Source organism: Coleofasciculus sp. E2-BRE-01 (assembly GCF_040221695.1).
GTDB lineage: Bacteria > Cyanobacteriota > Cyanobacteriia > Cyanobacteriales > Coleofasciculaceae > Coleofasciculus.
The window spans coordinates 42593-69560 of sequence record NZ_JAVKEA010000022.1; the positions used below are offsets into that span (position 1 = coordinate 42593).

Genomic DNA, 26968 nt, shown 5'->3' on the forward strand with positions numbered 1-26968 from the left:
TCCCAAACCCCTTCAAAGTTTCCAAATCCTTCCAAGATAGCTTATGAAAAAATGGGTGATTGGCATTGCGATCGCGACAACAATCAATACCCTGCTAGGATTACCCAGGGCGTTCGCTCAAACGGTCAACTTAGGGGTGGTAAAAAGTCCGGATAATCAAGCTGATTGGTCAGATATTACCGATCGCTTGCAGTCAACGGGTGTGGATTACTGCGTGGTTGAGTTGAGCCAGGTTGCTCAACGTTCTAATCTGGGAAATACCCAACTCCTATTTTTACCGAATATTGAACGCCTGGAACCCGAACACCTGGCGACTCTACAAGAGTGGATGCGTCAAGGGGGACGGGTCATTGTTAGTGGTTCTGTGGGTATTGCATCCCAACCTGAGGTGCGGAATCGTTTGCGATCGCTCTTAGGTGCCTATTGGGGATTTGGTTTGACTCAGCCGTCTCGATTGGAACGATTATCGATTTCTGCCCCAAGCTGGATACCCGATGCGGGATTAGTGGGAGAGGTGCAAGGGGGTGTGGTGATTCCCGCCAGTTTGAATGCTGAAACGGTGGCTGTGTGGAATCAGTCGGAAAGTCCCCCGGCTGTGGTGACGACGGATCAATCGATTTTTTTGGGCTGGCGCTGGGGAGTGGATGGGGAAGACGCCGCCCAGATGGATGTGGTTTGGCTGCAAGCCGCGCTGAGTCATTATAATGTTACGCCGACGCCTGGAAAGATGCCGAATTCATCCCCACCCAATTGTGCGGCGACTTCTGTACCCGCAATCAGACCGGAGCAAAAACGCCAAGATAACCGCAGCGCAACTAATCCGACTCCTGTTCCCAGCGAAGGCGATCGATTGGTGCTTCCCGCCCAAACTCCAGCGAACAATTGGGGAACCCTTACCGCCAATGAAGTGACGGCGATGAGTCGGGAGTTGGAAAACTTAATTGGTCGGGTGGAAAGTACATTATTAAGGGCTAATGCTCATAATAGTGAGGTTGGTTTGCTCACTCAGGAAAGTGTTGAGTCCTTAGCGGGGATGAGTGCCAAGGAATCGGAACATGGAAATCAACGGCATTCCCATCCAAATCGAACCACGGTTTCGGCGTTGGCGCAAGCGAGAATCGGCTTAGAAAATTTTCTGGGTGCGGTTGAGCAACAAGACTATACGGCGGCGCGACAACAGTGGATTAATGCCCGACGGCTACTCTGGGATAATTATCCGATGGAACGTCAACTTGCCCAACCTGAAATTCGGGCAATTTGGTTGGATCGGGGGACAATTGTCAAGGCAAAGCGTAAACAGGACTTAGTTAAACTCTTCGATAACCTGGCAAAGGCGGGATTTAATACGGTTTTCTTTGAAACTGTTAACGCCAGTTATCCAATTTACCCGAGTCAGGTGGCTCCCGAACAAAACCCTCTGGTGCGCGGCTGGGACCCTCTAGACGCCGCCGTGGAGTTGGCGCATGAACGGGGGATGGAGTTACACGCTTGGGTGTGGATTTTTGCGGCGGCGAATCAACGTCACAATGCGTTATTAAATCAGCCGTTGGATTATCCGGGTCCAGTTTTAGCGGCGCATCCAGATTGGGCGATTTTTGATAAGCAAGGACGCTTGTTTGCGCCGAATACGAGAAAGGCATTTTTTGATCCCGCGAATCCAGAGGTGCGGGAGTATTTAATGGCGCTGCTGGAGGAAATTGCTACCCGCTATGACGTGGATGGGATTCAACTGGATTATATTCGCTATCCGTTTCAAGATCCGCGAGTGAATCAGACGTATGGGTATGGGGTGGCGGCGCGTCAGCAATTTAAGGAACGAACCGGGGTTGATCCGATTGAGGTGTATCCTCGCGATCGCACATTATGGCAGCAATGGACAGAGTTTCGTATCCGTCAAGTGGACAGCTTTGTCGCATCAGTATCAGCGCGTCTGTTGTCGCAACGTCCTGATTTGATTCTATCGGCTGCTGTATTTCCCCTCCCCCCGGCGGAACGTCAGCAACGGTTGCAGCAAAACTGGGAAGAATGGGCAAAGCAGGGATATATTGATCTGGTTGTACCGATGACTTATGCCTTGGATACCGAAGGGTTACACAGTCTCACCCAACCGTTACTCACCGAATCGACATTCAACCAAGCGTTGCTGATTCCAGGGATTCGTTTGTTGAATTTACCCGATGTTGTGGCAGTTGACCAAATCCAACTGCTGCGGGATTTACCTGCCAACGGGTATGCTGTGTTTGCGGTTGAGAATCTTAACGAGAATTTACATCGTATTTTCCAACAGACTCAAGGTCAACCGGAGTCTACCTCAACCGAGCCAATTCCTTACCGTAAGCCATTCCAAGTCGCCATGGATCGATTTGTGGCGCTGCAACGGGAATGGAACTTTTTGGTCACGAATGAGCAACTCGCCATTCATCAAGACGCCTTTACTGAATGGGTGGCTCAAACAGAAAAGCTAAATCAGGCGCTCAATCAACTGGCTAGGGAACCCTCACCGCCGCTTATTCAAACCGCCCAAGCCGCCCTCGCCACGTTCCGATCTCAATTCCCCCAATGGATGCAGCAGCAAGGGATGCGCCACCCTTATCAAGTTCAGGTGTGGGATAATCGGCTGGCAACAATTGAACGGCTATTGAACTATGGTGAACGAACCACTTTACCGGAACATTCGTCAGATGCGATTAAACGTTAATAACTGAAACTAATTGCCGACATTTGGCTTAAGAGCATGGTAGTTTGTGTAAGGTAAACTATTTTGGGCAGTTAAGGCGTTCCCCATGGGTCTAGCAAGAATTAGCATTCAGAATAGTTGTCTACCCTATCAGTCTCAACTGGGGACACAGATTGATTGTTCCCCGACATCAGATCTGGGTAAGATTCCCGATCAAGTCGTTTGCCCAAAGGACATATTATTGAGATAACGGTAAGGGGTTAGGGGATACTCCCAACAATAGGTTGATGGTTCACGCAGTACTTGCTCGTTTACAGTCGAGTTTTTACCTTGATGAAGTGGTATTTACAGCTTAATGTTTTTGTGGGTTTGCTTTCAGTTCTGACGGGAATTGGTATGGCAACCATTGCTTTTGGTGAAACACCGTCGAAGTTGACTGACCCAACCTCAAAGGGGGTGATGGATGGTCAAATCCTGAGTCGAGAAACGTCCGAGATGGGCAGGGTGAAGGGTAAATCGGTCAAGTCTCCCGCTTCACGCCTGAAACCGACTCCGTCTGCGGTGACTAAGCCTCAGTCGTTGAAGGTTAAACCAACACCGTCTACATCAACATCCCGAAAGCCCACGAATCTCAAACCCCAAGCAGTCAAACCGCAACCGCCCAAACCTACCCGTTTGCCGATCGCAACGCTTCATGATTCCGGTGTACACAGGTTTCCCCGTTTAGAACGCTCAAGTATTGTTTTACATCATCATATAGATAGGCTACGGGCGATTCTATTTGATCCCATTGTTGTACCTGGAGATATCCTCAATCCTACCCAGCCTGATCCCACTGTCTTTCAAACGGTTCATGTTTCTCCGTTCCGTCACCAGTTGGCTCATTTTCAGGGTGGAATGGCAGATGTAACTTACCATAGCCATCCCCAAAGACTGGTGATTAAACCTGTCCCCAGTAATCGGGACAACCATCAACTGTCTAGTCTTTCTCTGGATAATTCTCTCACTCCCGATTCCCCAGAGGTAGAGTCAAAACCTGGGAATGTCGAGGAAACCAGGATACAGGTTCTGGATACGAGTAACTTAGAGAGTCACTCTTCACGTCATTCTGAATCAACCACAGATGACCGCCCTGTTCGGGGAACTCAAATTCACCCCACTCGCTTAACAGCGGAAAATCGACAGGCGGCAAGTTTAGCACCGTCTCAGATTCATCCTGCCCGTCTCCAACCGGAAAATCGGCAAGCCGGGAGTCTGCGGGTTTCCCCAATTCAGTCTGTAATTGGGCAGGTTGAACGATTGCCCGCAACTTCACCGGAAACGGTTAACCCTCGGCAACGCCCACAACACTCATCCATTAAAGTAGAGGAACCTAACTCCACTACCAGGATTAACGTCGTTGAGCAACCTTTATCCTCCCCGAACCAGAATCAGTCGCCAATCGTTGCCAGTAGCCATGACATTCGTTTGATTGCGGCGAACACCAAACAGAATGATGACACCTCGCCGGAAGAGAGGCAGATTCAAGTCCAAGAGATTAATGTCACCGGGAGTACGATTTTTGGCGAGGCTGAATTTAACCCGATTATTGAACCAGTGGAAGGAAATACCGTCACTCTGGAAGAACTTAGAAGTGTCGCGGATACGATTTCTCAACTGTATCTGGAACAAGGCTACATTACCTCTAGGGCGGTTCTGGTCGAAGAAACCCTGGATACAGGTGTGGTGGAAATTCGGGTGATTGAAGGGAGTCTGGAAGCCATCCAGGTGGAAGGAACACGACGGCTGAACCCGAGTTACGTGCGATCGCGTGTTCGATTGGGAGCGGATACACCCCTGAATACAGGTGCGTTAGAAGACCAATTGCGCTTGTTACGAGTGAATCCGTTATTTGAAAATGTGGAAGCCTCTTTGAGGGCGGGAACTGGACTAGGACAAAGTATTCTCGTGGTGCGGATATCGGAAGCCGATCCCTTTGAAGGAAGTGTCGGTATTGATAACTATTCCCCTCCCAGTGTGGGGGCTGAACGTTTCACGACGAATGCCCGTTATCTCAATCTAACTGGTATTGGGGATGAAATTTCGGCACAATACAACCGGACAACGGCTGGTGGTGCCTATACCTGGGATTTTAATTATCGTGCGCCAATCAATGCGATGAATGGTACGGTGCAACTGCGAGCATCGTTTAATGAAAATGAAGTGATTCAAGATGAATTGCGAGAGTTCGGGATTCAAGGTGAGTCTGATCTGTATGAAATTAACTATCGCCAACCCTTAATCCGCACACCGCGTCGAGAATTGGCGTTATCTCTAGGATTTACCCATCAAGATGGTCAAACATTTACCGTGTTCGGACCAACACCCTTTGGCATAGGTCCTGATGAAGAGGGTATCAGTCGCACCAGTGTCATTAAGTTTGGGCAAGAGTACACCCTACGTCAAACCTCTGGGGCGTGGGCATTCCGTTCCCTGTTTAGTTTTGGCACAGGTTTATTTGATGCGACAGAAAATTCGGATGTTGATGAGGATTTTCCCGATGGTCAGTTTGTTAGTTGGTTGGCTCAAATCCAGCGGGTACAAATTATCAATCCGGATAACTTTTTAATTATTCAAGCGGATCTCCAGTTAGCCTTTGATAGTTTATTACCCGCCCAACAATTTGTCATTGGTGGCGGTCAATCGGTACGAGGATATCGGCAAAATATCCGGGCGGGAGACAATGGATTTCGCATTTCTGTAGAAGATCGGATGACCTTAGAACGGGATGAATCGGGTATTGCGACTTTTGTTTTAGCCCCGTTTTTCGATGTTGGTTATGTTTGGAATCGAGGGACAAATCCGAATGAATTAGTAGACCAGACATTTATTGCTGGGTTGGGTTTAGGGATATTATGGGAACCCTTACCCAATTTAAACCTGCGGCTGGATTATGGGTTGCCCTTGGTTGATTTAGATGATCGCGGAGAAAATGCTCAGGATGATGGATTTTATTTTAGTGTGAATTACAATTTCTAGGGTAAGTTCATTATGTCTAAATCTCCTATCATTGAACCCGGAAAGTCCTACACTTTCCGTAATTATTTCGAGATGAACTATGAGCCAGATGATATCTTAGCTGAATTTGGCTTTTCTCTCCAACGCATCAGTCTTGACTTACCCCTGTCTAATACGAACTTCGACCAATTAACTGAACTTAAGAATAGCATTCAGCGCCGCTTACCCTATGTTAGCCTTACCAGTGAAGCCGCTCGTCGAGAAATCCTGATTGCGCCCGTTGTTTTAGCGCTCATCGACTACACCCAAGCTCAACTCAGAATTGAGTATTCGATTAACGTCTCCGATCAACTCAAAGGCTCTCTCGACTACTACCTCCATACTCAGTATCATCTTCTAGTCATTGAAGCAAAAAATGCTGACCTCGCCAGAGGTTTTACTCAACTGGCTGTTGAACTCATCGCCCTTGACCAATGGACAACTTCAAACGAACCATTGCTTTATGGTGCTGTCTCAACCGGAGATGTCTGGCAATTTGGGGTACTGAATCGTGAGCAAAAAAAAGTTCAACAAGACCTCAACCTTTATCGGTTACCTGCTGATCTCAATGACATATTTAGTCATCTCGTTGCTATCTTGAATGCCCCATTCCCTACTTGAGGGTGTAATACGTAATGATTACGAACATTCTCACCATGAGATTACTCAAGATTCGTCAGCTTCATCAACAACAAACCAATCTTCATCCAGGGCTTGTTCTAAGGAAATATGAGTATCCTTTGGCAGTGAAAACAGCTTAGAAACCGACTTAATCGCCACAGGATATGCTTTAGCATACATCGCGTCTAGTTCCGGTTTTAAGCTGGGACTGTCTTCTAAACGCTGTTGAATTTGAGCGCGGAAATTGACAATTTCAGCAGCCATAAGATTTCTAGAATACTCTTTCTCGGCTTCCCAATACGATAATTTCAGCAGATGTTCTAATAAACGGGTTAAAAGACTTAATACAGCTCGTCTCTCACTTTTACCCATACTTTCTAATTCTTCTATCAAATTATTCCAATCAACCTGATTAAAATTACGTTCTCGTAATTGGTTAATCGTTTCTTGAATCCATTGATAGTAGTCTGTTTTATATCGCGTTTTTGACATGGTATTCTTCTCCTATCAGTTTATCTAGGGTCTGCTGAATATAGCAGTAGACACATCGATTAGGACTTTCCGAACTGTTGTAGAGACGTTCCGCCAGAACTTATGCCGGAGAGATCCCCGACTTCTTCAAGAAGTCGGGGATCTGATTAATCTCGCGATAAATTGACATCAATGGATGCAATTGGTTGGGTGTGAGATTGAGCTTGGATCACCGAAGAGTGCAACATGGACGTATTCGTCACTGAATTATTGGCGAGAGTAAATAGGGGATTAGATAAAATTCCCGCCAGAGAAGTGACAATCACCGAAAGGACTAAACCCACTTGTAAAGGACGCATTCCGGGTAAATTCCAGCGGATTTCCGGATAATTTTTCACCGCGTCGGACATTTCTTGGGGTTCTTTAACCACCATCATTTTGATGACACGGATGTAGTAGTAAATGGAAACCACCGTGGTGATTAGACCGAGCAAAACTAAGCCATACAATCCGGCTTGCCAACCTGCCCAAAACAGGTAAATTTTACCGAAGAATCCCGCTAAAGGTGGAATTCCGCCTAAGGACAGTAAACAAATACTGAGTCCCAATGTCAGCAGGGGATCTTTCTGATACAATCCCGCATATTCGCTGATTTGATCCGTACCGGTTCGCAGGGTAAACAGAATCACACAAGCAAAACCACCTAGGTTCATGAATAAATAAACCAGCAGATAGAAAATCATACTGGCGTAGCCTGCATCCGTTCCCGCGATTAAACCAATCATGACAAAGCCAGCTTGGGCAATGGATGAATAGGCAAGTAGGCGTTTCATACTGGTTTGGGTAAGGGCGACTACATTCCCTAATACCAGACTTAAGATAGCCAGGGCGGTGAAGACAAAGTGCCATTGTTCGCTAACCAGGGGAAACGCGGTTACCAGTAAGCGAATGGCGAGGGCGAAGCCTGCGGCTTTAGACCCGACAGACAAGAAGGCGACAACGGGAGTTGGAGAACCTTCGTATACGTCAGGAGTCCACTGGTGGAAAGGAACCGCAGAAATTTTAAAGGCAATTCCCGCGATCGCAAACACCAAAGCAATTAAAATACCCAAGGATGGGGTCGATTCTAAACTAGCGATACCTGTCGCGATCGCGTTTAAGGTAGTTTCGCCGCCAGACAAGCCGTACAGCAGCGACACGCCATAGAGAAACACCGCCGAACTCGATGCACCAATCAGCAGGTATTTCAGCGCCGCTTCATTGGAACGGGGATCACGCTTCATGTATCCCGTCAACAGGTACGACGAAATACTTAGGGTTTCCAGAGAAATAAAGATGGTAACCAGTTCATTCGCACCACTGAGGCACATCGCCCCCAAGGTAGCGGTGAGTAAAATGGCAATAAACTCAGCTAACGAGGTGCCAGACTGCTGCACATAGCGAATCGACAGCAAAATAGTTACCGCCGTCGATAGGGCGATGATACCGCGAAAGACGATACTCATGGCATCCCCATTAAACCCGCCAAAGAAAGCCAGGGGTTGGGCAACATCCCAGCGATAGTACAGGGCGACTATGGAAACCAGTAGTCCACCAATAGCGACGTAAGGCAGGGTATTAGCAGAACGTTTACCCGCAATCAGATCAATTCCTAAAACCAGTAACAGGGTAATCACGACGATTCCCTCTGGCAGAATCAGCCCAGCGTTAAGTTGGGCAACAAGAGTAGCAAAATCCATTATGGTCTATGGTTAGGGTCGTATCCAGAGAGTAACGTTCTGATCATATCGGTGATTGGTACAGATTGTAGAGGCGTTCCGCCAAAACACCTCTATATACAATAGCAAAAGGCTCCAGGGCAGAAGGGGTAGGGGGTTAGGGATCGCTCTTTGTGAGAAATGCGGGGTATAACTTTGTCTAATTCAGAACACCAATGTTTAGGCTTGAGATTTTATAACTGCGTATGACTACATTTTTATTTTGGAACATTAGAAAAAAGCCTTTGCTGGATGAACTTGTATGTCTTTGCCAGGAAAATGACGTTGACATTTTGATTTTAGCGGAGAAACCAGATATACCAGATACAGAAGTGCAACTAGCCTTGAATAAGGGAATAGATAATCAATATCTTGCACTCTATAATTCTACCTCCCGCTTATCATTCTTCTTTCGATATCCGGCTGAATCAATTAAAAAGGTAGGACATACTAGAACGTTAGTCATAGGATAAATCAAAATGACTAAGACCAAAGACCTATGGGGTGACTTGCCAAGTGCTGAAACGATACGGACTCCCTATACCATCTTAAAAGAGCAAGCTTCTATCCTGACTGAAAAAACGAATAGCTTGCTTATTGGTGAAGTAAAATCAAGTCCACAAATTGAGTATCCAGACAGAAGAGAGTATCCAGGCAGAAGAGAAGTATTGGTTGATCCAGATAGCCAACAAACTCAATTTTTTGTTTCCTATCTGCGAATTAAAATCCCTTCACTGAATAACTACACTTACTCAGTTCTCCAGATACAGTACCCACTTCCTGATCTTTATCCTGTATGGGTGACAAGTTTTGCTGCTGCTGAAGATAGAGAGTGTGAGTGTAAAACCGAAGCAGAATATGAAAATGCTCTAGGCAATATATTGTCTTCTTCAGACGTTAAGCGGGTTATTTCTGGTCTACTCGCCCAAGTTCATGCATGAATTAACTCGATGAGTTGATCGCAAATTTTCGGAGTCAGTTTTTCCTGATCATTGAATGTTTTTTCCAGCTTTTCCAGCTTCCCTTAATCGAAAAGTATTGGAATCTACCCTTTAACACCACTCCCACTATCATTAGGTACAATATGCCGCTGCATGAGGATAAAAAATAGCAGAACCGGAGCAATAGAAATGACTGAGCCTGCGGCAATTAAACGCCAATCGAGGGAAAAGGTTCCGGCTAACCTAGCCACGCCTAACGGTAAGGTATAATATTCGGGTCGATCCAGAACAATTAGGGGCCACAGAAAGTCACTCCATGAGCCAATAAAGACAAAGATAGCCAACGTGACTAACGCCGGACGAACGGCTGGAATCATCACATGCCACCACAATCCTAACTCCGAACAGCCATCCATCCTAGCCGCTTCTTCAAGTTCTTTGGGAACGCCTTGAAAGGCTTGGCGTAATAAGAAAATGCCAAAGGCTGAGGCTAAACTGGGGAAAATAATACCTAAATAACTATTCCGTAAGCCAAGCTGCACCATCAAAATGTAGAGGGGAATCATCACGATTTGGAAGGGAATCATAATCGTGGAAACGATAATCGCGAAAATGATATCGCGTCCCCGAAAATTGAGTCTGGCTAAGGGATAAGCCGCGAGGGAACAAAAGAGAAGATTGAAGGTAACAGTGAGAATGGCAACAATACAGCTATTCCAAATATATTGACCAAAGGGATTGGTTTGCCAGACTTTACTATAGTTCTCAATCGTCGGTTGACTCGGAAGCAGTTGAGGTGGAAACGCAAAGATATTCTCTGTGGAAGACTTCAATGAGGTGCTAATTAACCAGAAGAGAGGAAACAGCATCACCAACGCGATCGCACTTAAAAGGATATACGTCCACAACCTTTGCCAAATCTGTTTTCCCGGCGTTTTACTCATCGCATTTTTTGCTGTAGGGGGACAACACTGAATCTTCAAGGCGGTGCGTTACGCTTTGCTAACGCACCCTACCAAAAATCGTTATCCCCGTTTCCGTACAAACCCCATTTAACGGTTGATCCCACCCATCGATAGGGAGTTGGGGCAAGAACGCAAAATCAAAGATAATTCCTATGGTAGGCTTAGATATCCATTCCGCCGAACTCAACAGGCGATCGTAAAATCCGCCCCCATAGCCTAAACGATAGCCTTGGCGATCGCACGCCACCGCCGGAACTAAGATTAAATCTACGTCATCAGGTTCTAAGGTGGGGGAATTGGCATGGGGTTCAAAAATGCCATAAGCCCCTGTTTGCAGGGCTTCTCCACACTTCCAGCGATGCCAGAGCAGGGATTTACCGACACATCGAGGGAACCCCCAACAGTGTTGGGTATCGGTAAACAGGGGATGAAGATCCGGTTCTTGGCGAAAACTAAAATAAGCCAGGATCGTTTTTGCCTGAGTGAATAGGGGTGAAGACTGAAGCTGGGTACAGACGCGATCGCTCTTTTCTCGCCAGTCTTCTTTTGTCATGGCTTGTCGCTGTTTCAGCAGTCGCCGCCGTAATTCTTTTTTAGTCATTTCTGAGAGATTGTCAGTAGCCAATTATAATTCCTTCCCCTCCAATACGGCGGCGACGCGCAATATCATGGCTTCATGATCAGGAGCAGCAATAATTTGCACACCTAAGGGTAGAGAACTAGACGACTTGACAGGAACCGATAAAACAGGTAATCCAATAAAAGATAACGGTTGGGTAAACAGTCCCAAATTCGGGCGCACTAATATCTCTTCTCTCCCAATTACCATTGTTTCTTGATCGATGCGGGGGGCGACACAAGGCGTCGTTGGTGCGAGAATAATATCTACTGTCTGAAAAAGTTCCTGCACCCTTTGGCGATACCATTGGCGAAACCGTTGCGCCTGGATGTACCACGAGGCGGGAATTAAAGCCCCGGCTAAAAACCGATCGCGCGTGGCTCTGTCAAAATCTTGGGGGCGCGATCGCAAGTTGGCAAAATGTAAGTTAGCGCCTTCTGTCGCTGTAATAATATAAGCCGCTGCTCTTGCCCGATGCGCTTCCGGTATCCTAACCGTAGCTGTAACATTCAGCGCCTGGGCGACTTTAGCAACAGCATCTAAGGCGTCTGGGGTAGCGCCTTGATCAAAATACTCTCCCGCTACCGCCATCCGTAATCCCTCGATTCCCTGTTCTAGTTGCGGTAAACAAGGTTCTGGGGGGCGTTGCGTACAGACGGGATCACGTTGATCATGTCCCTGAAGAATATCAAACGCGGTAGCAATATCCCGTACTGATCGAGCAAACGGACCAATATGATCTAAACTACTGGAAAATAAAATCGCCCCCGCCCTGGATAAACGCCCGTAAGTGGGTTTTAAGCCAAAAACCCCGCACAACGAAGCCGGAACTCGGATTGAACCATTGGTATCGGAACCCAAGGTAAGGGGAACTAATCCGGCTGCAACTGAAGCGGCGGAACCCCCCGATGATCCCCCAGAAACGCGAGTCGGATCATGAGGGTTTGGTGTTGCCCCATAATGGCTATTTACAGTAACAAACCCATAAGCATATTCATCCATATTTAACGCCCCCACCAGCACCGCCCCCGCTTGCCTTAATCGGGTAACGGCGGTAGCATCTTGGTTCGCTGGGGGATTTTCGGCATTAATTTTCGATCCCGCTAGGGTGGTTAATCCCGCAATATCAAATAAATTCTTCACCGCAAACGGAACCCCCGCCAAGACACCCGGAAATTCCCCTCGGCTAATCGCCTGATCCACCCGTTCCGCCTCGGCTATTGCTGTATCAGCGGTAACGGCGGTAAAACAATTTAAGCTAGGATTACGGGCATCAACCTGCGCCAAACAATCCCGCGCGATCGCACTGGCGGTTATTTCACCCTGATAAACCGCCGTAGCTATTCCCACAGCGTCGGCTTGTCTCCAATTAAAAGTCATGGTTCAAAGACTGGTGCGGCTTCTATATTATCCGGTAACGGAAACTCATTCACCAATTGTGCGATCGCGGCAATTCGAGTAATGTTATCAACGACACCAGGACGGTATTCTGGGTCAATCGGCAAGTCAATCAATTCTGCCATGCGATCGACATATTCACCAAAATCAACGGTTTCTTTAGTCATAGCTTCATCAGTGTTGATTTTCTCTTCCCTCTTCCCTCTTCCCTAACCAATGACGAATGACAAATGACAAATGACAAATGACAAATCAAATAACAAACGCTTCCTTAGAATAATTATTCCACGTTTGGTGACATCGTTCAGCAATAAACGGTTGAACTCGGAACTTCGGCGGATTCCCATCTAGAACATCAATTCGTAAAAATGAATAGAGTCTCTGCTTTTTAGAACCATGACCATGGCGTCCCGCATAAAAGTGCGATCGCGCCACCAAACGGGAGGGATTCCCATCAATAAACCCAACGGATTCCGTAATCTCTGACCCTTCTTTCCGTTGACGGCGTAAACTATGACCACTCCCACCGCAGATAATCCAAGGAATATGAGAATCGGCATGTCCAGTATCCACCGTTTCTAGATATTCTAAACAATGGGCATGACCCGTTAACACCAAATCCACCAAAGGACGCCCCTGGGCTAAATCACCCACCTCCGTCGCCACAGCATCCAAAACTTGGCGCAGGCGGCGACGAACTGCCGAGGTTTGTGCCTGTTGCCATTTCGTGGCTTCAGTCACATAAGGGGGATGATGTAGATAAATCACTCGTCCTCTTACCTCGTCGGTATGCCAAGACTGGATTAGCTTTTGTCGCAGCCAGTCTAATTGTTCAAAGTCAATCGTGGTTTCTTCATTTGATGCCAATTGTTTATTAATATCCAGGCTTAGTTCATCAATTTGCTCTAATTTCACATTCAAATCATCAAGCTGTTCCGCCTCTTCCGGGTTATCCGCATCCAAAGTATTGGAGGTTTCCATAAGTTGCTGTTTTTCGGCTTCTAATTCATCTCGTCGCTGTTCTAAAAGATGGCGAAAGGCTTTTCCTTCTGGAGTGTCGGGAATCGGTGCGGGGGCATTAAAGGTATTGGAATCGAGGGCGAAAAAGTCAATTCCACCACTACGGAACGTATAATAACGGTTAGGTAAGCGGGTAAATTCTCCGGGTTGATAGCGCAAGCAACGTCCTGTATCCGTCTTCGCGGTATAGTGGTGATCTAAATGATTTTCTAACTGTCCCCACTGCTTCAATGGCTTCAGATAGTCTAAGAATGCTTTAGTATAAGCTTTGCCCTTATGCGATCCGTGCCAACCGACATTCAAATCCAGTTTAGTCTTTAACAGATGGCGCAGGGGCCAAGTTACCTGTGCCATAAAGCCATAGACTAAGGGCAAATCGTAGTAATCGTGATTTCCAGGGATGGTGAGGAAGGGAAGATTAAACACCATTTGGTCATAAGCAATTTTATGGTGAGAGTCGCCATTGACTAAGAACTCACGGTAGGGTTTGATAAAGTTTTGGGGATAATATTCACTCGAACCTACCTGATATACTACGTCCCCGGTATGCAATACAAAGCGGCAGTCATCGCGGTGATTTAGCATCATTTCCACAATTTTGCGTTGCGGATCATGTTGTTTGTGAGACCCAAAGCCTGTATCACCGACGACTAAAAAGGAGAACTCTGGATGATCGGGTTTGTCATCGTCTAATACCAGCCGAGTTTGATCAATATCCCGTTCAACGATTAATGGATCTTGCCAGCGAACTCGCTGCTTCATCTGCTGGATTTTTTCGGCAATAGGAGGATCGGACACAAATTGCATAATGGTTCACTGCCAAAGGTTTGCGTTTTGAGATTATCGTCCGATATTGAGAATTATCATCTATCCTAATGTGGGGATCTGAACAAACGAGACTCTAGCGAGGAAAACACTTGCGTAGCATGATTTGACCGACCAAACCATTTTCCTTTGGGGACGCGAAATGGACAACCTCAATCACCGTGAAGCAGGGTCCGACATCGTGCAGCATCCCTTCAGCAAACGAAATCAACTCGCCGCAGCAAGGTAGACGAGATAATTCCACCCGTTCCCCGTTTAAGTCTTCCAACTCCGGTGAATAGTCTTTATGGGATGTTCGCGGGGCGTTCTCGAACATCATTTGTACTTTAACCAATTCCATGGGTAACACACTCCTGATTCAACGCCTATATAGAGTACTGGAGTTTCGACTAAATCCCAAACCCAACCCCACACCCTCTCAATTTTCCCAGGAATTATCCTCAATGGGAGGGATTCAGCCATCAAATTAGGCAGGTTATATGGAAATATAGTCTATACCTGATATTTTTATCAGCTTAAAGAATTAAACTGGTCACTATAACAAAAAATATTGTCTCGTCTATTTTGGAGATCGTGATGAACATGATACACAACAAGCTAGTCGCCACAACGTTAGCGGCTGGAGCCTCTGTCTTGAGTTTTGGTCTGTTATCTCAACCTGCTGCGGCGATTGATTTAACATTTGTAGGCGAGGGTGATGCTGTCCCCGAAGGCTGGACTAACTTGAACTGGACGGTGGAAGGGAGAGCAGGAGCCAAAGGCAATGCTGACTGGGAGTTTTCTACCAAAGAAGATGATGTCCATAAAACGGTTGAGCAATTGCACTGGAATTGGCAGAATGGTCAAGAGGTGCCATGGCTTTTAAATTGGGATGGGAATACCGTTTCCTTTACCCTAGGTGGGCAAACCATTGCGTTCTACCAAGATAATCCACCCGCGAAGTCGTTAGATGGGTTTTACCTCTGGACACGAGCGACAACGAAATCGGGTACAGTCGATCCCGGTACGGAAATTTTGCTGAGCGTCAACGCTGTTAACGGAGTCGCCGTCGATCCAGTATTCAGTTCTGCTATTGCACCCCTAGGTGAGGGGAACACGGATATCACAAAGAACTATTTTGGCAGTGATACCTCAATTACATCGCTTTCGGGTATTGCCAATATGAGTTGGCTAGAGGGTTCTGCGAATCCTAACCTAGAGTTTGCTCGTTCGCGAGTTGGCTTAAAAATTGAAGGATTTTCTTATGCTTCAGTACCGGAACCCGGTACAGTTGCAGGACTCGTCGCCATTGGCATGTTCGGTGTCAGTTCGGTGCTACGGCGTAAAAAAGCTTAGAATCAATGGCACTGAAAAGCGTGCATTTTGGGATTGCCGAAACCTTAATATACCTTAGGGTGGGTTGAGCGAAGTCGAAACCCACCAGCCTTAACAAGCGTGCCATTAAGTAGGGGCTTGGCAACCAAGCCTCTAGTTGAAACCATTGCCCATGACACACCGAGCGTGTTACCGAGCGTGTTACTGAGCGAAGCCGAAGTAAGCCGAGGTAAGCCGAGGTGTTGCCTATTCCCTATTGCCTCTCCCCACCACAAGACTTATTCAGCAGCCCTATGTAACGGTTTCATCGGATCGCCCCGACAAGCCCTCAGATGGGTTTTGGACTTAAGCCAACGAGTGCGGCTTTTTTTTATGCTGGAAACAGGAATAATTAAAAAACTATGAATATGACCAGTCATAATCAGCCATCTGTAAAAATTGCCGTCGTTGGTGATGTTCACGATCAGTGGGAAGCCCAAGACGCGATCGCACTCCAAAAATTGGGTGTTGACTTGGTGCTGTTTGTCGGAGATTTTGGCAACGAGTCTGTGGGGGTGGTGCAGCGAGTTGCTTCTGTTGATCTGCCGAAAGCGGTAATTCTGGGAAATCATGACGCTTGGTATACTGCATCGGCTTGGGGACGGAAAAAATGTCCATACAACCGTCAACAGGAAAATTGGTTACACGATCAGTTAGAGGCGTTGGGAGATGCCCATGTAGGCTACGGATATCTGGACTTTCCTGAACTTCAACTTTCAGTCGTCGGGGGGCGTCCGTTTAGTTGGGGCGGATCAGCTTGGAAAAATCAAGACTTCTATCGGGATTGGTATGGGGTCAACAGTTTTGAGGAGTCCGTTGAACGAATTGTCGCCGCCGCCCAAGCCACAGACTACAACAGGATTCTGTTTTTAGGTCACAATGGACCAACAGGGTTAGGCGAGGAAGCCGAATCGCCTTGTGGCAGGGACTGGCATCCCTTGGGCGGCGATCATGGAGACCCAGATTTTGAAACCGCGATCGCGCAAGTTCAGGCACTAGGAAAACAGATTCCCTTGGTCACATTCGGTCACATGCATCACCGATTACGCCACACAACTAAGCAATTGCGAACGATTGTCACAACCCGTTCAGAGGGAACCGTGTATCTGAATTCAGCCAGTGTACCCCGAATTGTGCAAACGGAAACAGACCGACTGCGGAATTTTTCGCTGGTGTCTCTGGAAGCGGGTGGGGTTGCTTCAATTTCTCTGGTTTGGGTGGGAAATGACTATTCTGTCGTACTCGAAGAGTTTCTCTATCGGCGTCCTCAACCCGTTAGCGGACAATTTGTTTCCAGACACTCGCCATGAACGCTCAGGCTTGGTATTATAGATAAGCCTGGAGAGGTGGCAGAGTGGTCGAATGCGCTCGACTTGAAATCGAGTGACCCAAAAGGTCCGTGGGTTCGAATCCCACCCTCTCCGTTCCGGTTGGGGAAGCTGGGGGAGCTGGGGGAGCTGGGGGAGCTGGGGGAGCTGGGGGAGCTGGGGGAGCTGGGGAAGCTGGGGAAGCTGGGAGAGCCGAAATTAAATTAGAATTCTCGACGATTCGTTTTGATTCCTATCTCCTGTCTCACCTTAACCACGTCAAATTCCTAAAATTCCTACATAACTGATACGGCTACCAACCCAAGCTGGGACAAATTTGTTCCCTGTTCCCTGTTCCCTTTCCTAACCAAAATGTCCCGCTTTAGACCGATAACCCTGATACTGATGACTTATAACCTATGCAGGTAGAGTTTCGCGAGTATAACCCATTCGATTTGTGGATCTGGCTAGAGTTTGCCACTGTTCCTTCCCCCATGGAAAAAGATTATATTGAAGAGTTATTCAATTCCTGGTTTTACCTGGGGAAATTGGGCGGATTTGATGCGGAGAACCTGCAAGTGCAGGAAACAGGTGTGGATATTAGCTATATGGACTATGATGACCGAGAGACAGATAGCACCCTCATGGCGCTGATGCATAATCAAGGAGACTTTGATTATCAGGGAACCTGGGGACGCTGCTGGTTTGACTTAGGCACATCCGATGCGATCTCACTCGATGTTCTGATCAATGCCCTGAAGCAACTGTCTAAAGAATATGTTCACATCGAACGAGTCATCATCGGCGGTGAAAATGAAGATTGGCCCACAAAAAGCCGCCAAGAGTCTTTATTTTACGAATCTCAGGATAACGGACGAGTGAATTAAAACGTATTAGGTAGGGACGGGTTTTACCGATAATTTGACTAAACCCGCCTCCTCATTCAGATAATGTCCGGCAAATCAGCCCTAATAAAAAAGCCCAAAAGCCTTGCTGTTACAGCATTTTTTGTTATTAGGGTCAATTAACCGGACTTGATATCAAACCTTAAACGCCAAACGTCAACACATTCCTCCTTGTCTCCCTGCACTGGGGCTTGTTTCACCGAAACATGCTGCTGACTGAACTGTCTTCATGAATGCGCCAGATGGTTTCTCCCAACAAGTTAGCGACTGAAAGCACGGTAAGCTGCTCAAAGTAATTCTCTTGAGCAACTGGAATTGTATTGGTGACAATCACTTCTTCAAAGATTCCACTGGAGAGGCGTTCAATCGCAGGTGGCGAAAAGACGGCATGAGTCGCACAAGCATACACTTGTCTAGCTCCCTCTTGACGCAGAATCTTGGCACCCGCAGCAATCGTCCCCGCCGTGTCAATCATATCGTCTACCAAAACAGCCGTTTTGCCCTTGACATCTCCAATCACATTCATAACCTCTGCCACATTATGGGCTTGTCGTCGCTTGTCAATAATGGCTAAGGGCGCATCATCCAGCTTTTTGGCAAAAGCCCTGGCTCTAGCTACGCCACCCACGTCGGGGGAAACAACCACCAGATCAGGGAGTTGCTTGCTCGCCAGATAGTCCAACGTTACTGGAGAACCGTAGACATGATCGAAGGGAATATCGAAATACCCTTGGATTTGGGCAGAGTGTAAATCCATCGCTAATACCCGATTCGCGCCCGCCTCAGTAATCAAATTTGCCACTAACTTAGCGGTAATTGACTCTCGTCCGGCGGTTTTGCGATCGGCTCTGGCATAACCGTAGTATGGAATAACAGCAGTAATCTGCCGTGCCGATGCTCGCCGACAGGCGTCGATCATAATCAGCAATTCCATCAGGTTATCGTTTACCGGATGGCAACTCGGCTGAATTAGGTAAACGTCGCACCCACGAATGGATTCTTGAATTTGAATGTATAACTCGCCATCGGCAAATCGTTTGCGAACCATTGGTCCAATGTCCATGCCCAAATAGCGAGCAACTTCTTGTGCTAGTGGAACATTAGCAGACCCAGAAAACAGTCGAAGACGATTATTATCCGCGATTAGCGGCAGCGTAGGCTGAAGCGTTAACGTTGCAGAACGGCTCACAGCAGACCCTCGAAGCTCATTTCAAGGCAATCTTAACATTTGCTGTTGTCTATGGTTCTAGTATTTCTCATAAATTGACAAATCGGGCAATCTTGATCCTTGCCCACCAGCCCAGATATACCAGGAATTTTAGATGTGATGCTTAAGGATGCTGCCTCAGTTGTTCATTATTATCCAATTGACCCAATAGTTTTCCCATTGAATTGACTAAAATATCCAATTATTAATCAAACTCATACAAGTAGAACAAATAATTAACATTTTTTAAGGAAAAGCGAATCTCAAAGTAATAAATCAGTCAAAAGACAGAGGTTAAACAAACCAACTGAACGAAGGACTTGAACATAATTTTTTTTGAAGAAGTCAAGAAATGTAAATCTGACTGATTTCCTTCAGATTGAGTAATATCCAAAACCTGTCATGGCTTCTGCTACCATCTAGCTAATTGAGGGACGTCTCAGGAGCCACAGATAAAATAAATGTAATAAATGCCGGGATGTGACCATCTTCTCATAAAATTTAGACTTGTAGACTAGGAACTCACTATCCTTCCTGCCTGTTTTCCCCTAAACTCCAATTCACAAGCTCATGGAACAACCGATCGCCTCTGGAACTATTCTGCAAGCCCGTTACCACTTGATCCGAGTTCTGGGTCAAGGGGGATTCGGTCGAACTTACCTGGCGGAAGACCTGAATCGGTTTAAAGAACTTTGTGTGCTCAAAGAATTAATTCCGCCTCAGGCAGAAGCCTATACCTTGGAGAAGTCCAAAGAACTCTTCCAACGGGAGGCAACCACCCTCTATCAAATCAAACACCCGCAAGTCCCCGAATTTCGAGCCACATTTGAGCAGGATGGGCGGTTGTTCTTGGCACAAGACTACGTTGAGGGAAAAACCTATCGCGAGTTACTCAATGAGCGCCTAGAACAGCTAGCTGGCAATTCTACATCCGGCACGGAAGCCGTAGGGATTCCCACACCGCCTCAAAATACACCCATGGGGAACCCCGTCTTCTCCGAAGCCGAAGTTAAACAGCTACTCCAGCAATTATTGCCCGTATTAGAACATATTCACACTAAGGGGATCATCCACCGCGATATTACTCCCGATAATATTATTCTGCGCCAGGGCGACCAACTCCCGGTATTAATTGATTTTGGTGTGGTCAAAGAACTCGCTACCCGTTTGCAGTCGCCGGATATGGCAACCCCAGCCACGACAGTTGGCAAACTGGGTTATGCTCCCAGCGAACAAATTCAAACCGGAAAATCCTATCCCAGTAGTGACCTCTATTCCCTAGCCGTTACTGCCGTGGTGCTACTGACAGGCAAAGAACCCAGGGAGTTACTGGATAATACCCAGTTAACCTGGAACTGGCAACGGTGGGTGACGGTGAGTGATGAATTTGCCCAGATTCTGAACCGGATGCTAAGTTACAGACCGGGCGATCGCTATCCATCTGCAACAGATGTATTACAAGCGCTGCAATCTCCAGCCCCTCCAGCCGCCTCTACGCCAGAACCAGACGCCAACGTCTCAGGGATGGCAACCGTAGCCGTAGGACGACGTCCGGAACCGCAGACACCACCCGCGAGACCACCCGCGCAATCAGAACCTGTGATTCCTGAACCCAGTAACGACTCGATTTGGGAAAAGCCTGGGATGGTTGTGGCAATTGGTGCAGTACTTGCCGTGATTGCAGGGTTGGGTTCTTGGGCAATTGCGAATCGACTAAGACAGGAACCGACTCCCCCAGAAACAATTGTGGAGTCTCCGTCTCCTTTGCCCACGGAAACTGAATCTCCCTCACCTTCACCTAGTCCCACCGAACCACTAGTCTATAGTCAGACTCTGGCGCTGTCTCCCGATAGAGAACTGTCTATCGAGAGATCATTACAGCCAAATACTATTGTTAACTACCAGATTCAGGCGGAACAAGACCAGACGTTGGAGGCGTTTATTCCGACGGAAGGGGTATATATGACCGTCCTCGGACCCGATAATCAACCAGTGAGCGATCGCGCCACACGGGTGCAGCAATGGCGAGGTCAACTTCCCTATACCGGAGAATACACGATTCAATTAAGTTTAATTCCGGAACTTCCAGAAACTGAGTACCAACTCAATTTAGACTTAACGGAAGCCCCCGAACCCACACCTTCGCCAACGGAAAGTCCATCTCCGTCTCCATCTCCATCTCCATCCCCATCTCCATCTCCTTCTCCATCCCCCTCCCCCTCTCCCTCTCCCACTTACGAAACCGAACGACTGATCATTCCTGAAGGAGAACAGGCAATTCAGTTTCAAGGTCAAACCTCACCGCAACGGATAAAACGGTATCGCGTCAACGTGGAATCCAATCAGCAACTAGCGGTAGAAGTTATTCAAGATGATGTCACCTTAAATATCCGCAATCCTAATGGTCAGTTAATTGAAGATGCCTCAAACATCAACTTTTGGCAGGCACAATTGCCTCAAGGGGGCAACTATATCATTGATGTGATTGCCCAAAGACCAACCACTTTCACTTTGGGTGTCAGTCTCACCAACCCTTAGATACAACTCAAACCAATGACCAATGACCAATGACCAATGACCAATGACCAATGACCAATGACCAATGACCAATGACCAATGACCAATGACCAATGACCAATGACCAATGACCAATGACCAATGACCAATGACCCAAACATTACTAATTACGGGTACAAATACCGATGCGGGTAAAACGGTATTAACCACGGCTCTCGCCGCTTATTGGCAAACCTATTATCCGCAAAAACGTCTGGGAATTTTTAAGCCGATGCAAACGGGAACCGGGGATTGGGAACATTATCACCAGCAATTCAACCTGGATCAAACCCCTCAAGAGATTGCCCCGTTGCAATTTAGCCACCCTGTCGCCCCACCAGTCGCGGCGGAACGGGAAGGACGATCGATAGAATTAAAAGGAGTCTGGCAGGCATTGAATCGCCTCCAGCAGCAACGGGATGTTGTTTTAGTAGAAGGACTAGGGGGACTGGGTTCACCTGTAACCCATGAGTTAACCGTGGCGGATATCGCCAGAGATTGGAAATTACCAAGTGTCATTGTGGTGCCTGTGGCGCTGGGCGCGATCGCACAAACCGTAGCAACTGTCGCCTTAGCGCGTCAGTCGGGCGTTCACCTTAAAGGAATTGTCCTCAATTGTGTTCAGCCTCGTTCAGCACAAGAGATTGCTGATTGGACTCCCATTGAGTTGATTCAGTCACTGACACAGGTTGCCATTTTAGGCATCCTGCCCCACGTAGCTGATCCCACTGATCTGAGCAAACTGGCTCAAGTGGCATCTGAGTTAGACATAGAGCAATTGTTCTAATGTAACGGAAAATCCTGGTGTTGTTTTAAGAATTAAATCAAATCGGTTGAAATAGCTGAATTTCTGTAACAGGTATATCAACATCATGGCGAATATCAAGGAAAATTAGAAAACTACCGCTTATTTTTTTCCAGGTAATCACCCATTCCCCATAATTCCTTGGGTCATCTACGTGACGTATTCTCTTGATCAATCCCCGATCAAGTAGCTTGACATTTAAGAATTTAAGCCATCCTAGTCCACACCAGGGCTAATGACTCATCACAAATGACTAATAACAAATAACAAATGAAAAATGATAACCTTAACGTCTGCGATTGACCGCTATCCGCTAACGGTTACACCAGACACCTGTCTGAGTGATGTCATCGCGCTCCTAAATCTAAGAACCCACACCTGTCCATTCCCCGATGGGACAGGATTGTTGGGTTCAAGTCATGGTAAGGGAATGGGTGGGAACTGTGTCTTAGTCATACAAGACGAGCAGTTAGTGGGAATGCTAACGTCGCGGGATTTGGTTCAAATTGTCGCAGCGGAAAGCACATTAGAAAATCTTCATGTTGCTGAAGTGATGACTCAGCAAGTGATTACGCTGAAGCAATCCGAGTTGCGGGATGGTTTCAAAATGCTGAATTTATTCGAGTGCCATGATATTCGTCACTTACCCATTGTCAATGATGAAAATCAATTGGTAGGAGTTATCACACTTGAGAGTCTGCATCACCTTCTGCCATCAACTGAATTGTTGAAAAGCCGTCGAGTAGCAGAATTGATCACACGGGAAGTTGTTGACGTTTCCCCCACAACCTCTGTGCTAACTGTAGCGCAACGAATGGCAGAGGATAGAGTTAATTATGTAGTCATTGCAGAACAACAGGAAAACAGCATTTATGAGCGGATAGTGTCATCAAATCCAGTCGATTCAAGACCATTTTTATTCCCCATCGGTATCATTACTGAACGAGATATTGTCCAATTTCAGGCATTGGAACTCGATTTCAACTTGCCAGCTTATACACTGATGAGTTTTCCCCTATTGTGTGTGAATCCAGAAGAGTCGTTATGGACAGCTCATCAGAAAATGCAGCAGTGGCGAGTACAGCAATTAGGAGTCTGTAGTCATCAAGGAGAACTGTTGGGTATGGTGACTCAAACCAGTATTCTACAAACCCTTGACCCAGCCCAGTTGTATGGCGTTATTCAAGACTTGCAGCAGCAACTGCATCAACAGCGTCAAATCATTTCCTCACTCCACGCTGAAAATCGGCATCTGCGACAAAATAGCGATGAGGGAGATAGGGAAGCTGGGGGAGCTGGGGAAGCAGGGGGAGCTGGGGGAGCTGGGGAAGCTGGGGGAGCTGGGGGAGCAGAGGGAGCTGGGGAAGCTGGGGAAGCTGGGGAAGCTGGGGGAGCTGGGAAAATTTGGGATCAAGTGACCCCCATGGAACTGAGGGAGTGCCAACAAACGCAAGGGATTCTGCAAACTTTAAACCGTATTCTCAAAACCCTTAGTGAATCCCACCGAATATTGATGAGTGCCACCCAGGAATCTGAGTTATTCCAGAAGATTTGTTGTCTGATTGTGGAGGTAGGGGCGTATCGGGGTGCTTGGGTTGGCTTGACAACTGACGATACGTGCCAAAGAGTACAACCTGTAGCTGGGTTTGAAGCGTTAAAGAATGCAGAAGGCTCTTTGAAGGCAGAAGACAGAAAAGATCAGAAGGAAGAGTATGAACTAAATAATTCTGAGAATAAGCAGTATCTAGAACGATTTGTTATGCCTGAGTTTAACCCATTCTCAGGTGAATCTCCTGTTGATAGCGTTTTGCAAACTGGACAACCGATAGTTTGTCGTCATATTCAGACTGATCCAAAGTTTACACCCTGGCGATCGCACGCCTTACAACAAGGGTATGGAGCGTTGATTATTCTACCATTACAGGTTAAAGATCAACCATTAGGTGTGTTAACTATCTATGCCGTGAACTCCGGCTCATTTGTACCAGAAGAGGTGCAGTTATTGAAAGAATTAGCTAATGATTTAGCCTCTGGTATTGAGGGGTTACGCACCCACCTTGCCCGTGAACAAGCCGAAGCTGAATTATGTCAGTTCAATCAAGAACTCGAAAGTCGGGTACAACAGCGCACGGCTCAACTTCGACAGGAAATTCAGGAACGTGAAGAGATAGAAGCGTCGTTACAGCAAGAGTTTGATCTATTATTCCGTGTTATGGAAACCAGTCCTGTAGGGATCATTTGGGTGAATCCTCAGGGACAAATTATGCTGATTAATCATCAAGCGGAACAGATTTTAGGTTTGCAGTCAGAAGATATTCACCCAGATGATCAAGATAAGCTGACTGGGTATCATCAGGATGAGTTAAGGAATTCAATTGGGGATAAACAGTTACCGTTCTGGCATTTGGTAAAAAATGCTCAGACTGTTAATGACTTGCGCTATACCATTGAACGAGATGATGAGCGGCGAGTGTTACTATCAATTAACGGAACATCTTTATTTAACCAAGCGGGTCAGTTAAAGGGTGTCGTATTTGCGATCGATAATGTCACCGAGCGAGTAAAAGCAGAGGAGGAACTGCGACAAAGCGAAGAACGATTTCGGACGGTTGCTAACTTTACGTATGACTGGGAGTATTGGCTGAACCCGGAAGGGAAGTTTCTCTATGTTTCTCCTTCCTGTGAACGGATTACTGGGTATTGTGCCGATGAATTTATCCAGAACGCCAGTTTATTAGAGTCGATTATCTATCCAGAGGATCGAGAAAAATTTGTTCAACATGGGTGTGCTACTGCGGTAACTCAGAGGGTGTCAGGAATTGATTTTCGCATCCTAACTAAAACCGGAGAGTTGCGTTGGATCTCTCATATTTGCCAATCTGTACATAGTGCTGAGGGGCGTTGGTTGGGGATACGAGCGAGTAATCGGGATATTACCGAACGCAAACAAGCTGAGGAAGCGTTGCGAGAGAGTGAGAAACGTTTCCGGAGTATGTTTGATCAAGTTGCTGTCGGCATTGTCCAAGCGACGTTATCGGGTCAGTTTCTGTGGTTTAATCAAAAGTTTACTGACTTAGTGCAGTATAGTGCAGAGGAACTACAAAACAAGACGTGCAAAGACATTACTCACCCCGATGATGTTGACCAGGAACTCACTTGTCTAAATCAGTTATTGGCAGGAGAAATTGACACCTTCTCCCGTGAAAAACGCTATATTCGTAAAGATAGATCTGAGGTTTGGGTGAATTTAAGTGGGTCGCTAATCCGCAATAGTCAGGGTGAACCGAAATCTTATATTGGCGTAGTGCAAGATATCAGCGATCGCAAACAGGCACAAGCGGATTTGCAGAGGCTGAATCAGCAACTAACAGGGCGGGTGAATGAACTGGGTAGCCGCAACCGAGAAATGGTGTTACTCGGCGACTTGAGTGACTTTCTCCAAGCCTGTTTAACGGTTGATGAGGCATATCAAGCGATCGCGACTTTGGTTGCTCCCTTATTTCCTGGGAGTTCAGGGGGAGTGTTTGTCATTAATCCCTCTGAGAATTGGGTAGAAGCCATGGCAACCTGGGGAACCGCTTTGGCGAGTCAGACGCTGTTTTCGCCGAAATCGTGTTGGGCATTACGTCGGGGACGCCCCCATTTGGTAACCCAGCCTCAATCCGGTTTACGCTGTCCCCATATTCACTCCGATAGTTCTTCCTTAGAATCCTTTTGTGTGCCAATGATGGCACAGGGAAAAGCGTTAGGAATTTTATATATTAGTTCGCCACAAGGGGGACAATTAACCGAGGCAAAACAACGGTTAGCTCTAACGGTAGCGGAACATTTAGCCCTGTCGTTAGCGAATTTGAAATTACGGGAAACGTTGTCCCAACAGAGTATTCGAGATGCACTGACTGGGCTATTTAATCGGCGTTATATGGAAGAGTCTCTAGAGCGAGAAATTCATCGAGCGCAGCGTCATCAGCGACCGATGGGGATTATTATGTTGGATATTGATCATTTTAAATATTTTAACGACACCTTTGGTCATGAAGCTGGGGATGCTGTGTTACGAGAATTAGGCATATTTTTACAACGAAGTATTCGGGCGTCGGATATTGCCTGCCGTTATGGGGGTGAGGAATTAATGCTAATTTTGCCCGATGCTTCACTGGCTGATACTAAGCAACGAGCGGAACAAATTCGCCACGATGTTAAGGGTTTGCAGATCGAGTATCACAATCAACCCTTAGACGCGATCGCGATTTCTGTGGGTGTGGCGGCATTTGCTGAACATGGTTCCACGGCGGAGGAACTGATTGCGGCGGCGGATCGGGCGCTTTACCAGGCGAAAGCCCAAGGGCGCGATCGCGTGGTTACAGCAGATAAGTAGGTAGGCACAATAAAAGTTAACGGTGGAGATCGTCATTTGTCATTTGTCATTTGTCATTTGTCATTTGTTTATGTCAGGGGTTGAGAGCTATATTAGTACAATTCATTTTATGACGGCTGGTGATATA

Annotated in this window: 22 protein-coding genes and 1 tRNA gene; 13 read left to right on the forward strand and 10 right to left on the reverse strand. The window is 46.9% G+C overall.

Annotation, left to right across the window (positions count from 1 at the left end; all coding sequences use genetic code 11):
• The first annotated feature begins 43 nt into the window (after window positions 1-43).
• From RIG66_RS02565 to RIG66_RS02575, 3 genes are all read left to right on the forward strand, one after another.
• On the forward strand, window positions 44-2698 hold the full coding sequence (locus RIG66_RS02565; protein ID WP_446374909.1) for a family 10 glycosylhydrolase: 2655 nt from the start codon (window positions 44-46) through the stop codon (window positions 2696-2698).
• A gap of 312 nt (window positions 2699-3010) precedes the next feature.
• Complete coding sequence (locus RIG66_RS02570; RefSeq protein ID WP_446374911.1) at window positions 3011-5695, forward strand: ShlB/FhaC/HecB family hemolysin secretion/activation protein; 2685 nt, start codon at window positions 3011-3013, stop codon at window positions 5693-5695.
• A 12-nt stretch (window positions 5696-5707) separates the two neighbouring features.
• Complete coding sequence (locus RIG66_RS02575) at window positions 5708-6334, forward strand: hypothetical protein (protein ID WP_446341277.1); 627 nt, start codon at window positions 5708-5710, stop codon at window positions 6332-6334.
• Between the two features lie 45 nt (window positions 6335-6379).
• Here the strand turns inward: RIG66_RS02575 and RIG66_RS02580 are convergent, their stop codons facing one another.
• Window positions 6380-6826 carry a DUF29 domain-containing protein gene (locus RIG66_RS02580; protein ID WP_446374913.1) on the reverse strand — a complete coding sequence of 149 codons (447 nt, stop codon included), beginning with the start codon at window positions 6824-6826 and terminating at the stop codon, window positions 6380-6382.
• A 146-nt stretch (window positions 6827-6972) separates the two neighbouring features.
• A complete protein-coding gene (locus RIG66_RS02585) occupies window positions 6973-8544 on the reverse strand; it encodes an NAD(P)H-quinone oxidoreductase subunit N (RefSeq protein WP_446374915.1) in 1572 nt (523 codons plus the stop codon).
• A gap of 224 nt (window positions 8545-8768) precedes the next feature.
• On the opposite strand from RIG66_RS02585, the gene RIG66_RS02590 reads away from it, so the two are divergent.
• Window positions 8769-9035, forward strand: a complete 267-nt coding sequence (locus RIG66_RS02590; protein ID WP_446374917.1) for a hypothetical protein — start codon at window positions 8769-8771, stop codon at window positions 9033-9035.
• 6 nt (window positions 9036-9041) lie between these two features.
• Entirely contained in the window at window positions 9042-9503 is a 462-nt protein-coding gene (locus RIG66_RS02595; RefSeq protein WP_446374919.1) for a hypothetical protein, read from the forward strand.
• Between the two features lie 104 nt (window positions 9504-9607).
• Here the strand turns inward: RIG66_RS02595 and RIG66_RS02600 are convergent, their stop codons facing one another.
• The 6 genes from RIG66_RS02600 to RIG66_RS02625 form a co-directional block, all read right to left on the reverse strand.
• Window positions 9608-10447, reverse strand: a complete 840-nt coding sequence (locus RIG66_RS02600) for a carbohydrate ABC transporter permease (RefSeq protein WP_446374921.1) — start codon at window positions 10445-10447, stop codon at window positions 9608-9610.
• A 58-nt stretch (window positions 10448-10505) separates the two neighbouring features.
• Window positions 10506-11069, reverse strand: coding sequence for a 5-formyltetrahydrofolate cyclo-ligase (locus tag RIG66_RS02605; RefSeq protein ID WP_446375043.1), 564 nt, complete (start codon window positions 11067-11069; stop codon window positions 10506-10508).
• 24 nt (window positions 11070-11093) lie between these two features.
• Window positions 11094-12467, reverse strand: a complete 1374-nt coding sequence (locus RIG66_RS02610; protein ID WP_446374923.1) for an AtzE family amidohydrolase — start codon at window positions 12465-12467, stop codon at window positions 11094-11096.
• Window positions 12464-12652, reverse strand: a complete 189-nt coding sequence (locus tag RIG66_RS02615) for a DUF4089 domain-containing protein (RefSeq protein WP_446374925.1) — start codon at window positions 12650-12652, stop codon at window positions 12464-12466. The genes RIG66_RS02610 and RIG66_RS02615 overlap by 4 nt, the downstream gene beginning before the upstream one ends.
• 85 nt (window positions 12653-12737) lie before the next feature.
• Complete coding sequence (locus RIG66_RS02620) at window positions 12738-14312, reverse strand: metallophosphoesterase (protein ID WP_446374927.1); 1575 nt, start codon at window positions 14310-14312, stop codon at window positions 12738-12740.
• 94 nt (window positions 14313-14406) lie between these two features.
• Window positions 14407-14670, reverse strand: a complete 264-nt coding sequence (locus RIG66_RS02625; protein WP_006101951.1) for a hypothetical protein — start codon at window positions 14668-14670, stop codon at window positions 14407-14409.
• 236 nt (window positions 14671-14906) lie between these two features.
• Here RIG66_RS02625 and RIG66_RS02630 point away from each other — a divergent pair, with 236 nt between their 5' ends.
• The 5 genes from RIG66_RS02630 to RIG66_RS02650 all read left to right on the forward strand — a co-directional run bounded on the left by RIG66_RS02630 (window position 14907) and on the right by RIG66_RS02650 (window position 17877).
• The gene (locus RIG66_RS02630; RefSeq protein WP_446374929.1) at window positions 14907-15665 is read left to right on the forward strand and encodes a PEP-CTERM sorting domain-containing protein; all 759 of its coding nucleotides are present in this window, start codon (window positions 14907-14909) and stop codon (window positions 15663-15665) included.
• 386 nt (window positions 15666-16051) lie between these two features.
• Window positions 16052-16993, forward strand: a complete 942-nt coding sequence (locus RIG66_RS02635; protein WP_446375045.1) for a TIGR04168 family protein — start codon at window positions 16052-16054, stop codon at window positions 16991-16993.
• 30 nt (window positions 16994-17023) lie between these two features.
• A tRNA-Ser gene (locus RIG66_RS02640) sits at window positions 17024-17107 on the forward strand.
• The gene (locus RIG66_RS02645) at window positions 17083-17298 is read left to right on the forward strand and encodes a hypothetical protein (RefSeq protein WP_446374931.1); all 216 of its coding nucleotides are present in this window, start codon (window positions 17083-17085) and stop codon (window positions 17296-17298) included. The genes RIG66_RS02640 and RIG66_RS02645 overlap by 25 nt, the downstream gene beginning before the upstream one ends.
• Before the next feature lie 111 nt (window positions 17299-17409).
• The gene (locus tag RIG66_RS02650; protein WP_446374932.1) at window positions 17410-17877 is read left to right on the forward strand and encodes a DUF3531 family protein; all 468 of its coding nucleotides are present in this window, start codon (window positions 17410-17412) and stop codon (window positions 17875-17877) included.
• Window positions 17878-18091: 214 nt separating this feature from the next.
• Here the strand turns inward: RIG66_RS02650 and RIG66_RS02655 are convergent, their stop codons facing one another.
• Entirely contained in the window at window positions 18092-19084 is a 993-nt protein-coding gene (locus tag RIG66_RS02655; protein ID WP_446374934.1) for a ribose-phosphate pyrophosphokinase, read from the reverse strand.
• Between the two features lie 588 nt (window positions 19085-19672).
• Here RIG66_RS02655 and RIG66_RS02660 point away from each other — a divergent pair.
• Window positions 19673-21640 carry a protein kinase domain-containing protein gene (locus tag RIG66_RS02660; protein WP_446374936.1) on the forward strand — a complete coding sequence of 656 codons (1968 nt, stop codon included), beginning with the start codon at window positions 19673-19675 and terminating at the stop codon, window positions 21638-21640.
• Here RIG66_RS02660 and RIG66_RS02665 read toward each other — a convergent pair.
• On the reverse strand, window positions 21637-21780 hold the full coding sequence (locus tag RIG66_RS02665; protein ID WP_446374938.1) for a hypothetical protein: 144 nt from the start codon (window positions 21778-21780) through the stop codon (window positions 21637-21639). The genes RIG66_RS02660 and RIG66_RS02665 overlap by 4 nt on opposite strands.
• On the opposite strand from RIG66_RS02665, the gene bioD reads away from it, so the two are divergent.
• Together bioD and RIG66_RS02675 are read left to right on the forward strand one after the other, a co-directional pair.
• Window positions 21768-22445, forward strand: coding sequence for a dethiobiotin synthase (bioD, locus tag RIG66_RS02670; RefSeq protein ID WP_446374940.1), 678 nt, complete (start codon window positions 21768-21770; stop codon window positions 22443-22445). The two genes, RIG66_RS02665 and bioD, sit on opposite strands and share 13 nt — an antisense overlap.
• A gap of 295 nt (window positions 22446-22740) precedes the next feature.
• Window positions 22741-26841, forward strand: a complete 4101-nt coding sequence (locus tag RIG66_RS02675) for a PAS domain S-box protein (protein ID WP_446374942.1) — start codon at window positions 22741-22743, stop codon at window positions 26839-26841.
• Window positions 26842-26968 lie beyond the last annotated feature (127 nt).

Coding starts and splice junctions, on each gene's coding strand:
- RIG66_RS02565 (WP_446374909.1), top strand. CDS start 44: ATGAAAAAATGGGTGATTGGCATTGCGATCGCGACAACAATCAATACC.
- RIG66_RS02570 (WP_446374911.1), top strand. CDS start 3,011: ATGAAGTGGTATTTACAGCTTAATGTTTTTGTGGGTTTGCTTTCAGTT.
- RIG66_RS02575 (WP_446341277.1), top strand. CDS start 5,708: ATGTCTAAATCTCCTATCATTGAACCCGGAAAGTCCTACACTTTCCGT.
- RIG66_RS02580 (WP_446374913.1), bottom strand. CDS start 6,826: ATGTCAAAAACGCGATATAAAACAGACTACTATCAATGGATTCAAGAA.
- RIG66_RS02585 (WP_446374915.1), bottom strand. CDS start 8,544: ATGGATTTTGCTACTCTTGTTGCCCAACTTAACGCTGGGCTGATTCTG.
- RIG66_RS02590 (WP_446374917.1), top strand. CDS start 8,769: ATGACTACATTTTTATTTTGGAACATTAGAAAAAAGCCTTTGCTGGAT.
- RIG66_RS02595 (WP_446374919.1), top strand. CDS start 9,042: ATGACTAAGACCAAAGACCTATGGGGTGACTTGCCAAGTGCTGAAACG.
- RIG66_RS02600 (WP_446374921.1), bottom strand. CDS start 10,447: ATGAGTAAAACGCCGGGAAAACAGATTTGGCAAAGGTTGTGGACGTAT.
- RIG66_RS02605 (WP_446375043.1), bottom strand. CDS start 11,069: ATGACTAAAAAAGAATTACGGCGGCGACTGCTGAAACAGCGACAAGCC.
- RIG66_RS02610 (WP_446374923.1), bottom strand. CDS start 12,467: ATGACTTTTAATTGGAGACAAGCCGACGCTGTGGGAATAGCTACGGCG.
- RIG66_RS02615 (WP_446374925.1), bottom strand. CDS start 12,652: ATGACTAAAGAAACCGTTGATTTTGGTGAATATGTCGATCGCATGGCA.
- RIG66_RS02620 (WP_446374927.1), bottom strand. CDS start 14,312: ATGCAATTTGTGTCCGATCCTCCTATTGCCGAAAAAATCCAGCAGATG.
- RIG66_RS02625 (WP_006101951.1), bottom strand. CDS start 14,670: ATGGAATTGGTTAAAGTACAAATGATGTTCGAGAACGCCCCGCGAACA.
- RIG66_RS02630 (WP_446374929.1), top strand. CDS start 14,907: ATGAACATGATACACAACAAGCTAGTCGCCACAACGTTAGCGGCTGGA.
- RIG66_RS02635 (WP_446375045.1), top strand. CDS start 16,052: ATGACCAGTCATAATCAGCCATCTGTAAAAATTGCCGTCGTTGGTGAT.
- RIG66_RS02650 (WP_446374932.1), top strand. CDS start 17,410: ATGCAGGTAGAGTTTCGCGAGTATAACCCATTCGATTTGTGGATCTGG.
- RIG66_RS02660 (WP_446374936.1), top strand. CDS start 19,673: ATGGAACAACCGATCGCCTCTGGAACTATTCTGCAAGCCCGTTACCAC.
- bioD (WP_446374940.1), top strand. CDS start 21,768: ATGACCCAAACATTACTAATTACGGGTACAAATACCGATGCGGGTAAA.
- RIG66_RS02665 (WP_446374938.1), bottom strand. CDS start 21,780: ATGTTTGGGTCATTGGTCATTGGTCATTGGTCATTGGTCATTGGTCAT.
- RIG66_RS02675 (WP_446374942.1), top strand. CDS start 22,741: ATGATAACCTTAACGTCTGCGATTGACCGCTATCCGCTAACGGTTACA.